This window comes from Stenotrophomonas chelatiphaga (assembly GCF_001431535.1).
Lineage (GTDB): Bacteria > Pseudomonadota > Gammaproteobacteria > Xanthomonadales > Xanthomonadaceae > Stenotrophomonas > Stenotrophomonas chelatiphaga.
In genome coordinates this window covers 1-13,220 of sequence record NZ_LDJK01000038.1, presented here as the reverse complement: position 1 = coordinate 13,220, position 13,220 = coordinate 1, and the positions used below count along the sequence as shown (strand labels likewise).

General features: G+C 68.5%; 10 protein-coding genes. 8 read left to right on the top strand and 2 right to left on the bottom strand.

What is annotated here, in order from left to right:
* Positions 1–35 precede the first annotated feature (35 nt).
* The 3 genes from ABB28_RS09305 to ABB28_RS09295 are packed head-to-tail and all read left to right on the top strand — an operon-like array spanning position 36 to position 5,590.
* On the top strand, positions 36–1,505 hold the full coding sequence (locus tag ABB28_RS09305) for a DUF3375 domain-containing protein (protein ID WP_057508363.1): 1,470 nt from the start codon (positions 36–38) through the stop codon (positions 1,503–1,505).
* Positions 1,492–2,193, top strand: coding sequence for a DUF4194 domain-containing protein (locus tag ABB28_RS09300; protein ID WP_042612174.1), 702 nt, complete (start codon positions 1,492–1,494; stop codon positions 2,191–2,193). The genes ABB28_RS09305 and ABB28_RS09300 overlap by 14 nt, the downstream gene beginning before the upstream one ends.
* 16 nt (positions 2,194–2,209) lie before the next feature.
* Positions 2,210–5,590, top strand: coding sequence for an ATP-binding protein (locus ABB28_RS09295; RefSeq protein WP_057508362.1), 3,381 nt, complete (start codon positions 2,210–2,212; stop codon positions 5,588–5,590).
* 129 nt (positions 5,591–5,719) lie between these two features.
* On the opposite strand, the gene ABB28_RS09290 is transcribed toward ABB28_RS09295, so the two are convergent.
* The gene (locus ABB28_RS09290) at positions 5,720–6,493 is read right to left on the bottom strand and encodes a sulfite exporter TauE/SafE family protein (protein WP_057508361.1); all 774 of its coding nucleotides are present in this window, start codon (positions 6,491–6,493) and stop codon (positions 5,720–5,722) included.
* Between the two features lie 92 nt (positions 6,494–6,585).
* Between ABB28_RS09290 and ABB28_RS09285 the strand changes: the two genes are divergently transcribed.
* The 4 genes from ABB28_RS09285 (at position 6,586) to ABB28_RS09270 (ending at position 11,549) form a co-directional block, all read left to right on the top strand.
* On the top strand, positions 6,586–6,975 hold the full coding sequence (locus tag ABB28_RS09285) for a YchJ family metal-binding protein (protein ID WP_057508360.1): 390 nt from the start codon (positions 6,586–6,588) through the stop codon (positions 6,973–6,975).
* 79 nt (positions 6,976–7,054) lie between these two features.
* Positions 7,055–8,335 carry an ergothioneine biosynthesis protein EgtB gene (egtB, locus tag ABB28_RS09280; RefSeq protein WP_057508359.1) on the top strand — a complete coding sequence of 427 codons (1,281 nt, stop codon included), beginning with the start codon at positions 7,055–7,057 and terminating at the stop codon, positions 8,333–8,335.
* Between the two features lie 13 nt (positions 8,336–8,348).
* Positions 8,349–9,329, top strand: a complete 981-nt coding sequence (gene egtD, locus ABB28_RS09275; RefSeq protein ID WP_057508358.1) for an L-histidine N(alpha)-methyltransferase — start codon at positions 8,349–8,351, stop codon at positions 9,327–9,329.
* 45 nt (positions 9,330–9,374) lie between these two features.
* A complete protein-coding gene (locus ABB28_RS09270; RefSeq protein ID WP_057508357.1) occupies positions 9,375–11,549 on the top strand; it encodes a lytic murein transglycosylase in 2,175 nt (724 codons plus the stop codon).
* A 64-nt stretch (positions 11,550–11,613) separates the two neighbouring features.
* Here ABB28_RS09270 and ABB28_RS09265 read toward each other — a convergent pair whose 3' ends face one another.
* Positions 11,614–12,801: a benzoate/H(+) symporter BenE family transporter gene (locus ABB28_RS09265; RefSeq protein WP_057508356.1), complete on the bottom strand. Its 1,188-nt coding sequence runs from the start codon at positions 12,799–12,801 to the stop codon at positions 11,614–11,616.
* Between the two features lie 128 nt (positions 12,802–12,929).
* Here ABB28_RS09265 and ABB28_RS18245 point away from each other — a divergent pair.
* A partial coding sequence (locus ABB28_RS18245; RefSeq protein WP_211260378.1) for a hypothetical protein occupies positions 12,930–13,220 on the top strand: 291 nt, incomplete at its 3' end.

The following is a 13,220-nucleotide window of genomic DNA, read 5'->3' as shown; positions in this document are numbered from 1 at the left end:
CCGCCGCTGCCCGCCTATCCGGATTCCCTCGCTGCATGAAGCATCGCGAACGCATCATCCGTTACCGCCACCTGCGCGAACAACCGCAATGGAAGCTGCTCGCCGCCGACCATGCGCCGGAGATCATCGGCCTGCTGCAGGCCCTGCTGATGGACGGCGAACGCACGCTGGCTGCGCCGGTGCTGCACGAGCGCCTGCAGCGCGCGCTGGACCAGCTCAACGGCGAAGAGCTGTCGCGTGAGCTGCCGCGCACCGCGCAGGCCTACGTGGCGCACTGGCTGGCCCAGGGCTGGCTGGAACGACGCCTTCCCGAAGGCGCCGACCAGGAACAGTACGAACTGTCCACCCAGGCGTTGCAGGCGATCCGCTTTGCCGACAGCCTGGAACAGAGCCGCGTCGCCGCTACCGAAAGCCGCTTGGCGCTGGTCATCAACCAGCTGTCCCAGCTCGCGGCGCAGACCGAAGCGGACCCGGATGCGCGGCTGTCCGCGCTGCGCGACGAGCGTGACCGCATCGATGCGGAAATCGCCCGCGTCGGCGAAGGCCGCGTGGCCGCGCTGGATGGCAAGCGCGCGCTGGAACGCGCCCGCCAGATCATCGGCCTGGCCGACGAACTGACCGAAGATTTCCGCCGCGTACGCGACGACTTCGAACGCCTGAACCGTGAATTCCGCGAACGCATCATCGACGATGAAGGTGAGCGCGGCGACGTGCTGTCCAAGTTGTTCGAAGGCGTGGACGTGATCGGCGAGAGCGACGCCGGCCGCAGCTTCCAGGCGTTCTGGCGGCTGCTCAACGACGCCGAACAGAGTGCGCAGCTGGACGCCGCGCTGGAATCGGTGCTGGCGCGTGGCTTCGCGCGGCGCCTGGACCGCAACGAACGCGCGTTCCTGCGCGGCTTCACCGGCACCATGCTGGAACGCGGCGGCCAGGTTCACGACGTGCTGCAGCACTTCGCCCGCAGCCTGCGCGGGTTCGTGCAGAGCCGCGGCTACTTGGAACAACGCCGCCTCAACCAGCTGCTGAAGCAGGCGCAGGGCGAGGCACTGGCCCTGCGCGATGACTTCCCGGCCCAACGTTCGATCGGACGCGACCTGCAGCTGACCACCAGCCGGCTGCGATCGTGGTCGCAGTGGAAGCTGCACGATCCGCGCAGCGCGCAGGTCGATGGCAGCGTGCAGCGCAACGATGCCGCCGCGATCAGCCTGGAAAGCGTCGGCGACCTGGTGGCCTCGTCCGAAATCGATTTCCGTACCCTGCGCCGCGATCTGCATGACCTGCTCGGCATGCAGCCGAAGCTGAGCATTTCCCAGGCCTTGTCGCAGCGCGAAGCGCCGCAGGGCCTGGGCAGCGTGATCGGCTACCTGTCGCTGGGCACGCGCTTCGGCACCGTGGTGGAGGGCGAGCAGGAGCTGGCCCACTGGCGCGGTGGCGATGGCCAATGGCGGCGCGCCCGCATCCCGCTGGTTTGGTTCACCCAGGAGAAACGCCATGAGCTGGAATGAAGATCCGATCGAATCCTCCCGCCTGGGCGAGGGCGAGGATGCCTTCGACGCCGAGCCGGTGGTGGTCACCCCGTTGCCCCGCCGCAACAACGACGTGCTGTACCTGGGCGATACCGGTCGGCTGCCGCAGGACGCGCGCCGCGCGCTGTGCCAGCTGCTGATCGGGCCGAGCATCGACCAGCAGCGCCACGCCAAGCTGTGGCCGGCGCTGCTGCGCAACGAAGCCGCCATCCGCACCTCCCTGTCCGACCTGTTCCTGGAACTGGTGCTGGACCGCGAGAGCGGCGTGGCCTTCACCCGTCAGGCCGATACCGAAGACCTGGATTCGCCGGTGCTGCTGCGTACCTCGCCGCTGACCTTCATCGACTCGGTGCTGCTGCTGTACCTGCGCCAGCAGCTGGGCGAAGCCGATGCGCGCGGCAACCGCGCGGTGGTCGCCGATGCAGAGATGGCCGAAGCGCTGGCGGTGTACGAGAAGAACCTGTCCACCGACCGTGCCGGCTTCAACCGCCGCGTGGCCAGTGCCGTGCAGAAGATGAAGGACAACCACATCCTGACCCGCCTGGCGGGCCAGGAAGACCGCCACGAAGTCTCTCCCGCATTGAAGCTGCTGTTCTCTGCCGAAGATGTCTCCGCGCTGTCGGCGGTGTACCGCCAGCTGCGCGAAACCCCGGCTGCCGAAGCCTGATCCGAGCGAGCACGCCATGGCCATTTCCAAGCACACTCCCGCCCTGTTCACCGAAGGCCTGCCCGACCCGCGCACGCAGCAGTTCCGCATGCGCCGCCTGCAGGTACACAACTGGGGCACCTTCAACGGCCTGACCGAAGTGCCAATCGCTGAGCGCGGCTTCCTGTTCGTGGGCCGCTCCGGTTCGGGCAAGTCGACCCTGCTCGATGCGATGTCCGCGCTGCTGGTGCCGCCGGCCATCGTCGACTTCAACGCCGCTGCGCGCGAAGCCGAGCGCAGTGGCCGCGACCGCAACCTGGTGTCCTACGTGCGCGGTGCCTGGGCCGACCAGCAGGATCGCGGCACCGGCGAGATCGCCACCCAGTACCTGCGCAAGGGCGCCACCTGGACCGCGCTGGTGCTGGAATACCGCGCCGGCGATGGCCGCGTGGTCAGCCTGGTGCGGCTGTTCTGGATCGCCGGCAACGGCGCCACTGCCGGTGACGTGCGCAAGCATTACATGGTGGCCGAACGCCCGTTCGACATCGCCCGGGACCTCGGTGGCTTCGACCTGGACCTGCGCAAGCTGAAGCAGAAGCTGGCCGACGTGCACCACTTCGACAGCTTCGCCGGCTACGCCGAGCGCTTCCGCCACCTGCTCGGCATCGAAAACGAGATGGCGCTGCGCCTGCTGCACAAGACCCAGTCGGCCAAGAACCTGGGCGACCTGAATGTCTTCCTGCGCGACTTCATGCTGGATACGCCGAAGACCTTCGATGCCGCCGAGCGGCTGGTCAACGACTTCGCCGAACTGGATGGTGCGCACCAGGCGGTGGTCACCGCACGCCGCCAGGTGGAAACCCTGCTGCCGGCACGCGAGCACTACACCGAACTGAAGCAGATCAAGCGCCGTCGCAGCGACGATGAAGTGCTGAAACTGGGCATCGACAGTTTCCGCGAGTCGCGCCGCCAGCAGTTGATCGATGCGCGCCTGCGCGAACTCGACACCCGCGACCGTGGCCTGCTGGGCGAGGAATCCCAGCGCCGCGCCGCGCTCGACAACCACACCGCCAAGCTGGGCGAACTGGAGCTGCAGCGGCGCCAGCAGGGCGGTGAGCGGATCGAGGAACTGGAACGCGAACAGGGTCGTGCCGAAGCCGAGCGCGATCGTCGCCAGGCCAAGCAGGCGCAGGCCCGCGATGCCGCCGCACAGCTGCAGCTGGCGCTACCGGAGGATGCACACGGCTTCGCCGCACTGGTGGAACAGGCGTCGACTGAGCTGCTGGACCGCAAGCGCGCTTCGTCGGCGCTGGATGATGCGATCAGCGAGCGGCTGGGCGGCCGGCGCGATGACGAGCGCCGCTTCGGCGACGTGCGTGCCGAGCTGGACGCCATGCAGCGCAACACCTCCAGCATCCCCGCGCCGTTGCAGAAGCTGCGCGCGCGGCTGGTGGAAGAAACCGGCCTGCCCGAAGCGGCGCTGCCGTTCGTCGGCGAGCTGATCCAGGTGCGCGAGGATGACCTGCCGTGGCAGGGCGCGATCGAACGCGTGCTGTTCGGTTTCGCGCAGTCGCTGCTGGTCGACGACAAGCACTACAACGAGGTCGCTGACTGGGTGAACCGCACTCACCTCGGCATGCGCTTCACCTACTACCGCGTGCGTCGCAACGACGAAGCGTTCGCGCGTGACCCGTCGCCGCGTTCGCTGCTGCACAAGCTGGAACTGCGCGACCACGTGTTCGAAGGCTGGCTGCGGCGCGAGCTGGGCAAGCGCTTCGACTACGAGTGCGTGGACGCGCGCCAGCTGCGCAACGTCGACCGCGGCATCACCCGCGAAGGCCAGGTCAAGCATCCCGGCGACCGCTTCGAGAAGGATGACCGCAGCGCGGTGACCGATCGCCGCCGCTGGCTGTTGGGCTTCAACAACCGCGACAAGCTGGCCGTGTACGAGAAAGAAGCGCAGGAGCTGGCGAAGCGGATCGCCGGCTGCGACGAAGACGTCGCGCGCCTGCGCGCCCAGCGCGACCTCGACAACGAGCGCCGGCTGGCGTGCCACCAGTTGGCCGGCATCAGCTGGGACGAGATCGACATCGCCACCCCGCAGCAGCGCCTGGCCGACATCGAAGCGACCCTGCTCGACCTGCGCGAAGGCAATGCGGACCTGGAAAAACTGGCCCGCCAGATCGACGCGGCGCGCTCGGACATCGAGCAGGCACGACGCACCTACGAAGACACCCGCGTGGAGCGTGGCCAGCTGGTCAAGGAACGTGACCGCCTGGACCGTGCCCGCCAGCAGAGCCGTGCGCTGGTGCTGCCGGCCCTGGGCAGCACCCAGGAAGCCGGCCTGCAGGAACGCCTGGAAGCGTTCGGCGCGCTCAGCCTGGAAACCCTGGAAGCGCACATGCGCCAGGTCAGCAACGCGCTGAACGAATCCCTGTCGTCCTCGCAGCAGGACGTCAACCGGGTCGAGAACCAGCTGCTGGGCTGCTTCCGCCGCTTCGTGCAGGGCTGGCCGGAAGAGTCCGGCGACTTCACCGTATCGGTGGCCTCGGCCGATGATTTCCTGGCCAGGCTGGAACGGCTGGAACGCGACGGCCTGCCGCAGCATGAAGAGCGCTTCTTCGACCTGCTGCAGAACCAGAGCAAGAACAACCTGCTGGCCCTGCAGCGGCACAGCGCCGAAGCGCGCAAGTCGATCGGCCAGCGCCTGGACGAGGTCAACGCCAGCCTGGAACAGGTGCCGTTCAACCGCGGCACCCTGCTGACCATCGAGCTCAGCGACCGCCGCCTGCCGGAAGTACTGGAGTTCCACCAGCACCTGCGCGACGTGCTGTCCCAGCAGCAGACCGAACAGCGCGAACTGGCCGAAGCGCAGTTCGCCGTGCTGCGCCAGCTGGTCACCCGGCTGGGCTCGTCCGAAGGCGAGGACAAGCGCTGGCGCGAACTGGTGCTGGACGTGCGCATGCACGTGGAGTTCATCGGCGTGGAACTGGATGCCGCCACCCGCCAGCAGGTGGAGATCTACCGCAGCGGTGCCGGCAAGTCCGGTGGCCAGCGCCAGAAGCTCGCCACCACCTGCTTGGCCGCCGCCCTGCGTTACCAGCTCGGTGGCGCCGATGGCCAGCTGCCCAGCTACGCCGCGGTGGTCCTCGACGAAGCCTTCGACAAGGCCGACAACGAGTTCACCGCGCTGGCGATGAACATCTTCGACAACTTCGGTTTCCAGATGGTGGTCGCCACCCCGCTGAAATCGGTGATGACGCTGGAGCCGTTCATCGGCGGCGCCTGCTTCGTGGAAATCAGCGGCCGCCACGATTCCGGTGTCCTGCTGATCGAATACGACGAAGAGGGCAAGCGCCTCAAGCTGCCCGAACGCAGCCGCCAGCAGGCCAACGAACCCGAGCCCGCGGACGCCTGATGGCCGGGCCGGCTCCCGCTCTCCCCGGTATGCGTGCGCGCGGTACCGGGGAGAGCGGCGGGTGGGGCGCTGTGCAGGGCACCGCCTGCCCCGCATGACAGCAGACAACGTCGCGCCATGCGCGAAGCATCAGGCGAACGTATCCCAGCCCATCCGCGCGATCAGCACCACCACCAGCCCCACGAACAGCTTGCGGATCAACGGCGTGCCGCCGCGCAACGCCAGCCGCGTGCCGACCACCGAGCCCACGATGTTGGCCACCGCCATCGGCACGGCGAACAGCAGCAGCACGTTGCCGGTCGGCACGAAGAACGACAGCGCGGCGAAGTTGGTCGACAGGTTGACCACCTTCGACGCCGCCGACGCGCGCAGGAAATCCAGCCCGAAGAAGCGCACGAACAGGAAGATCAGGAAGCTGCCCGTGCCCGGCCCGAAGAAGCCGTCGTAGAAGCCGATCGCCGCACCGATCGCCAGCGCGATCACCAGCTCGCGGCGGCCCACCTCGCGCGGCCGGTGCAGCGCGCCGAAGTCCTTCTTCCACAGCGTGTAGCCCAGCATCGCCACCAGCAGCACCAGCACCAGCGGACGCACTGCATCCTTGGGCAGCAGGCTCACCGCGGTCGCGCCCAGGAAAGAAAACACGAAGGCGGTGGCGGCCGCGAACAGCACCGGTCGCCACGGGAAGCGCACGTTGCGCGCATAGCGCCAGGCCGCCGCCCCGGTCCCGAAGGCCGAACTGAACTTGTTGGTGCCGAACAGCAGGGCAGGGGAGTGCTGCGGCAGTACCGTGAACAGGCCCGGCAACTGCACCAGTCCGCCGCCGCCGACCGCCGCATCGACCAGGCCGGCAATGAAGGCGATGGCCACCAGCCACCAGAGTTCGGGGGGGATCATGTCCAGCACGGATCAGGCCTGCAATGGGGGGCCGACAGGATACGCCCACGCCGCCGTGGCCCGCCGTTGCGCGGCGCGCCGGCCATGCAAAAATAGCGGGCATGACCCAGACCGTCCCCGATACCTGCCCCTGCGACCTCGGCAAGCCCTACGCCGATTGCTGCGGCCGCTGCCATGCCGGCGAACCGGCGGCCGATGCCGCACAGCTGATGCGCTCGCGCTACAGCGCCTATGTGCTGCAGCGTGCCGACTACCTGCTGTCCAGCTGGCACCCCGATACCCGCCCAGCGGAGCTGTCCCTGGACGATGCCCCCGGCCAGCGCACCCAATGGCTGGGCCTGACCGTGCAGGAGCACCAGCAGGACGGCGACCGCGCGCAGGTGCGCTTTACCGCGCGCTACCGCATCGGCGGCGGCAGTGCGGTCAGGATGACCGAGCACAGCCGCTTCCAGCGCATCGGCGGGAACTGGTTCTACCTCGACGCGCTGTAGCCGGGCGGGGGCCGGCGAACACGGCACCATGGCGGGCCGATGACGTGGTCCTCACCGCAGCTGACCCAAGCTTCCTGTCGTGAACAGCCTGCTCGCCTCCGCTCCCCTGATCCCGTCCCGCCACACTGCCCTGGCCGACTTCTATGTCCACGTGCGCCAACGCAGCGTGGCGCTTGCCGCCCCGCTCAGCGCCGAAGACGCCATGGTGCAGAGCATGGCCGACGCCAGCCCTACCAAATGGCACCTGGCGCACACCACGTGGTTCTTCGAACGCTTCGTGCTGGGCGCGCAGCCGGGTCACCAGCCATTGCAGCCCGACTGGAACTTCCTGTTCAACAGCTACTACGAAACCATCGGCCCGGCGCACGCGCGGCCGCAGCGTGGCCTGCTGTCGCGGCCCAGCCTGGAACAGGTGTACGACTACCGCGAACGTATCGACGGGCAGGTGCTGCGCCTGTTGCAGGACCGCGCGCTGACCGATGAAACGCTGGACCACCTGCAACTCGGCCTGCAGCACGAACAACAGCACCAGGAGCTGCTGCTGACCGACATCAAGCATGCGCTGTGGAGCAACCCGCTGCAGCCAGCCTACCGTGATGACCTGGCCACGCAGGCCGGCGCCGCCACGCCGCTGCAGTGGATCGACAGCCCGGAGCGCATCGCGTGGATCGGTGCCCCGGCGTGGCCTGCCGATGCCGAGTTCGCCTATGACAACGAATCGCCGCGCCATCGCGTGCTGGTGCCCGCCCACGCACTGGCCAGCCGTCCGGCCAGCAATGCCGAGTTCGCCGCCTTCATCGCCGATGGCGGCTACCAGCAGGTGCAGCTGTGGATGAGCGAGGGCTGGTCATTGAACCAGGCCCAGCAGTGGCACCATCCGTTGTACTGGGATGACGCGCTGGAGCGCGAATACACCCTCGGCGGCTGGCGTGCGCTGGATCCGCACGCGCCGGTCTGCCATATCAGCTATTACGAAGCCGACGCCTACGCCCGCTGGGCCGGTGCACGCCTGCCGACCGAATTCGAGTGGGAAGCGGCCGCCAGCCAGCACGCCGCTGACGGCCATTTCGTCGACGATGATCGCCTGCACCCGTCCGCGCCGCGCGCAGCGGATGGCCTGCAGCAGCTGCACGGCGATGTCTGGGAATGGACCAGCAGCGCCTACGGTCCGTATCCCGGCTTCAGCACCTTCCCGGGCAGTCTCGGCGAATACAACGGCAAGTTCATGTGTGGCCAGTGGATCCTGCGCGGCGGCAGCTGCGCCACTCCGCGCGGCCACGTGCGTGCCAGCTACCGCAATTTCTTCGACCCCTCCGCACGCTGGCAGTTCTCCGGCGTGCGCCTGGCAAAGGCGTTCTGATGAGCATCGTCCCATGAGTACCGTACACGCGGCGCGGCAGGCGCTGACCGACCTGACCCCCAGCCGCGAACGGGTGCTGTCCGACGCCATCGCCGGCCTGTCCGCCACGCCGCCGCGGCTGCCCTCCAAATATTTCTACGACGCCGCCGGGTCGGCCCTGTTCGAGCAGATCACCCGCACCCCCGAGTACTACCCGACCCGGACCGAGCTGGCCCTGCTGGAACAGTCGCTGCCGGATATCGCCGAACGCGTCGGACCGCGCGTACACGTGGTCGAACTGGGTAGCGGCAGCGGGCGCAAGACCGCGCTGCTGCTGGAAGCGCTCGATGCGCCGGTGGCCTATACCCCGATCGAGATCTCGCGCGCGGCCCTGCTGTCGAGCATCGACCATCTGGCGCCGGCCCAGCCGGACATCGAAATGCTGCCGGTCTGCGCCGACTTCACCCAGCCGGTGCAGGTGCCTGAACCGGAAGAACAGGCCGCACGCCGTCTTCTGTTCTTCCCCGGCTCCACCTTGGGCAATTTCGAACATGACGAGGCGGTAGCGCTGCTGCGTGCGATGCGCCAGACCATGGGCGAAGACGGCCTGGCGCTGATCGGCGTGGACCTGCACAAGGACACCGCGACGCTGGAAGCGGCCTACAACGATGCCGCCGGGGTCACCGCCGCGTTCACCCTCAACCTGCTCAAGCGCCTCAACCAGCAGGTCGGCAGCGATTTCGACCTGCAGGCCTTCCACCATCGTGCGCGCTACAGCGTGCCGCGCCTGCGCATCGAAACCCAGCTGGTCAGTGACCGCGACCAGGACGTCACCGTCGGCGGACATCGCTTCCACTTCGCCGCAGGCGATGCGATCCAGGTGGAGTACAGCCACAAGTACACCGAAGCCAGCTTCCAGCAGTTGCTGGATGCCTCGGGGCTGCAGATCATCGGGCGCTGGGACACGGCCGCGCCGCAACCCGGCTTCGGCCTGCGCCTGCTGCGCCGCCGTTGATCGTCCCGCTGCCGCTATGATGCAGGGGCCATGGCGGCACGGAGGATGACCATGACCACGCGCTCCCTGATGTTGCTGGCCACCCTGATGGCCAGCCCACTGGCGTCCGCGCAGCAGGTCGATCCGGCCTTCGCGTCCTGCCTGTCGACCCTGCAGGCCAGTGCAGCCAGGCAGGGAATCCGGGCCGAACGCTTCAGCGCCCTGATGGCCGGCGTGCAGCCTGACCCGTCTGTGCTGGAGCTGCTGGATGCCCAGCCGGAGTTCAGCACGCCGATCTGGGATTACCTGGCCGCGCTGGTCGACGAACAGCGCGTGGACGATGGTCGCGCCATGCTGGCCCAGCATCGCGCCCTGCTGCAGCAGGTGTCCGCCGAATACGGCGTGGACCCGGCCACCATCGTGGCGGTGTGGGGCGTGGAAAGTGATTACGGGCGCGTGTTCGGCAAGCGCCCGCTGCTGCAGTCGCTGTCCACGCTGTCCTGCGCGGGCCGCCGGCAGTCGTTCTTCCGCGGTGAACTGCTGTCCCTGTTGAAGCTGGTGGACCAGGGCGACCTGCGCGGCGAGGGGCTGGTGGGGTCCTGGGCCGGTGCATTCGGGCATACCCAGTTCATGCCGAGCACCTATGCACGCATTGCGGTGGATGGCGATGGCGACGGCCGCCGCGACCTGGTGGGCAGCATCCCGGACGCGCTGGCGTCCACGGCCAACTACCTCAAGCGTGCCGGCTGGCGCAGCGGAGAGCCGTGGGGCATGGAAGTCCGTGTCCCCGCCGGCTTCGCCGCCGCACAGGCCGGGCGCACCCAGCGCCGCGCGCTGGCGGACTGGAAAGCGCTGGGCGTGACCTCCCTGCAGGGCGACGCGATCGCCGTGCCCGGGCTGCCTGCCGATGCGCGCGCGGCGCTGCTGCTGCCGGCCGGGAACACCGGGCCGGCGTTGCTGGTGTTCCGCAACTACGACGCGATCTACAGCTACAACGCGGCAGAAAGCTACGCGCTGGCCATCGCCACGCTGGCCGACCGGCTGCGCGGCGGTGCCGGGCTGGCAACAGCATGGCCCACCGATGATCCGGGCCTGGGTCGCCGCGAGCGCCGCCAGCTGCAGGCGCTGCTGGCCGCGCGCGGGCATGACATCGGCCAGGTCGACGGCATGATCGGCACCGCCAGCCGCCGCGCCATCCAGGCCGAGCAGCAGCGCCTGGGCTGGACGCCGCTGGACGGGCGCGCCGGTCGCCGCATCCTGCAGGCGCTGCAGGCCGAACCCCCCACGGCTGCGGTGCCGGCCGCCAGCCGCTTCACCCTTCCTTCCAACTACAACACGCTGGTGCAGTCGCCAGCGGTGCGGAGTGCTTCCAAGGTGCAACAGATCCAGGGCGTGACCAGTGGCCAGTTCCAGGGGCTCGATGCGTGGCTCATCCAGACCCCGCAGGGCAGCGCTGCGATCAGTGTGTTCGGCGGCCAGCTGCTGTCCTTCGTGCCCAAGGGCGGCAAGGACGTGATGTGGTTGTCGCCCCGGCGCGCCGAGCTGCCGACGCCGATCCGTGGCGGCAGCCCGGTGTGTTGGCCGTACTTCGGGCGCCAAGGGCAGTCCAATGACGTGCCCGCGCACGGCTTCGTGCGCACCCTGCCGTGGGAGTTGAAGCAGGCGCGCGCGCTGGCCGACGGCAGCATCGAGCTCACCCTCGCGCCGCCGGTGCTGGACGACCTGTCGCTGCGGCTGCAGATGGTGGTGGTGGTCGGGGCGACCCTGACCCAGCGGCTCATCACCGACAACGCCGGCACCGCGCCGGCGACGATCAGCCAGGCGCTGCACAACTATTTCCACGTCGGTGATGCCGGCCGCGTGGACGTGGAGGGGGTGGATGGGCTGGACTACCTGGACAAGTACGAGAACTACGCCCAGGCCCGCCGCCAGCAGGGGCCATGGAACCTGCGCGATCCGCGCGATCCCGGCCGCAGTGACCGCATCTATACGCAGGCCGGGGGCCGCTACGTGCTGCACGACCCGGTGTTGAAGCGCCGCATCACCCTGGAAACCCAGGGCAGCCGCTCGCTGGTGGCGTGGAACCCGGGCGCGGAGGCAGCAGCGAAAATGGCCGACGTCGGCGATGGCTGGCGCGACTACGTCTGCCTGGAGGCGGCCAACGCGGGGCCGGACGTGGTGACCATCCCGGCCGGCGGCCGCCACGTATTGCAGCAGACCCTGTCGGTGCAGCCGCTGTAACAGGCCTGCGCGGTCGATCCGCGCAGCCCCGACCCGCTGCCGCCGTCATGGGTGGCAGCCCGGCCTACGTCATCGCCCGCGGCCGCAGCACCAGCAAGGTCACCCCGCCGGCCACCAGTCCCCAGAACGCCGAGCCGATACCCCACAGCGACATGCCGGACGCCGTAACCAGGAAGGTCACCAGCGCGGCCTCGCGGTCACGCTCCACCGCCAGCGCCGTGGCCAGGCTGTTGCCGATGGTGCCGAACAACGCGATGCCGGCCACGCAGGCGATCAGCTCCTTGGGGAAAGCAGCGAACAGCGCCGCCACCGTGGCGCCGAATACCCCGACCACGATGTAGAACGCGCCCGCGGCCATGGCGGCGGTGTAGCGGCGGGCCGGATCCTCGTGTGCCTCGCGGCCCATGCAGATGGCGGCGGTGATCGCCGCGAGGTTCAGCGCGAAGGCGCCGAACGGCGCCAGTACCGCGTTGACCACCCCGATCCAGCCGATCAACGGCGACACCGGTGCCTGGTAACCAGATGCGCGGATCACCGCCACCCCGGGAATGTTCTGTGAGGCCATCGTCACTACGAACAAGGGCAGGGCAACGCTGGCCACCGCCGCCCAGCTCAGCCGTGGCGTGGTCCACACGGGCAGGGCCAGCTGCAGCTCGATGCCCTGCAGGTGCAGCTGTCCGCTGCCAAGCGCCACCGCGATGCCCACCAACAGCGTGGCGATCACCGCATAGCGCGGCAGCAGGCGCCGTGCCAGCAACCAGCTGCCGAACATCGCCAGTGCCATCACCAGCTGTGTCTGCATGGACACGAAGACCTCCAGGCCGAAGCGCAGCAGCACGCCCGCCAGCATGCCGGCGGCCAATGCCATCGGGACGCGCTGCATCAGCCTGGCGAACACCCCCGAGAAACCGAGCACCGCACCCAGCACGGCCGCCAGCAGGAAGGCACCGATCGCCTCGGGCAGGCTGACCCCGCCCGCACCCACCACCAGCATCGCCGCACCCGGGGTCGACCATGCGGTCACGACCGGGATCCGGTAACGCAGCGACAGACCGATGCAGGTCACGCCCATGCCCAGTCCCAATGCCCACATCCACGAGGCGATCTCCTGCTGGTCCGCACCGACGGCCTGCGCGGCCTGGAACACGATCACCGCGGAACTGGCGAAACCCACCAGCACGGTAATGAAGCCGGCGACCACGGCGGGCAGGGAGAGGTCGCGCCACCATGCGCGTGCGGGGACTGCTTCCATTGAAGTGTTGATCCGGACGGGTACCGTGCATTGATACCTGCTGCGCTGCCGTGTGCGCAACGCGCGCACGGCAGCGCAGCGCCGAAGCCGATACCCTGCAGCGCTGCATTCGCGGTACATGCAGAAGCATGCGCAGCACACGCGCTGTCATCAAAGTGAAAAAAGGTGTTGACGAATCCTGCAGGATCTCTACAATTCGCTCCCTCGCTGCAACGCAAAGATTTCTACGGAAATCAGCGGAAACAGCACGCCACCACCGCCGAACGATTTATTCGAACGAAGGTGTTGACGGACTGAAAAAGTCCGGCATAATAGGCGGCTCGCAACGACGAAACGCCTTCGGGCCGGACGTCGAAGCAGCAGAGTCAACAACGCTTCGCTACGGCGAAACGGCCTTGAAAAAAGGTGTTGACGAAGCA

What these genes read in the sequence shown, in the direction of transcription:
- egtD (WP_057508358.1), top strand. Translation starts at nt 8,349, where the DNA reads ATGAGTACCGTACACGCGGCGCGGCAGGCGCTGACCGACCTGACCCCC.
- ABB28_RS09265 (WP_057508356.1), bottom strand. Translation starts at nt 12,801, where the DNA reads ATGGAAGCAGTCCCCGCACGCGCATGGTGGCGCGACCTCTCCCTGCCC.
- ABB28_RS09285 (WP_057508360.1), top strand. Translation starts at nt 6,586, where the DNA reads ATGACCCAGACCGTCCCCGATACCTGCCCCTGCGACCTCGGCAAGCCC.
- ABB28_RS09295 (WP_057508362.1), top strand. Translation starts at nt 2,210, where the DNA reads ATGGCCATTTCCAAGCACACTCCCGCCCTGTTCACCGAAGGCCTGCCC.
- ABB28_RS09270 (WP_057508357.1), top strand. Translation starts at nt 9,375, where the DNA reads ATGACCATGACCACGCGCTCCCTGATGTTGCTGGCCACCCTGATGGCC.
- ABB28_RS09300 (WP_042612174.1), top strand. Translation starts at nt 1,492, where the DNA reads ATGAGCTGGAATGAAGATCCGATCGAATCCTCCCGCCTGGGCGAGGGC.
- ABB28_RS09305 (WP_057508363.1), top strand. Translation starts at nt 36, where the DNA reads ATGAAGCATCGCGAACGCATCATCCGTTACCGCCACCTGCGCGAACAA.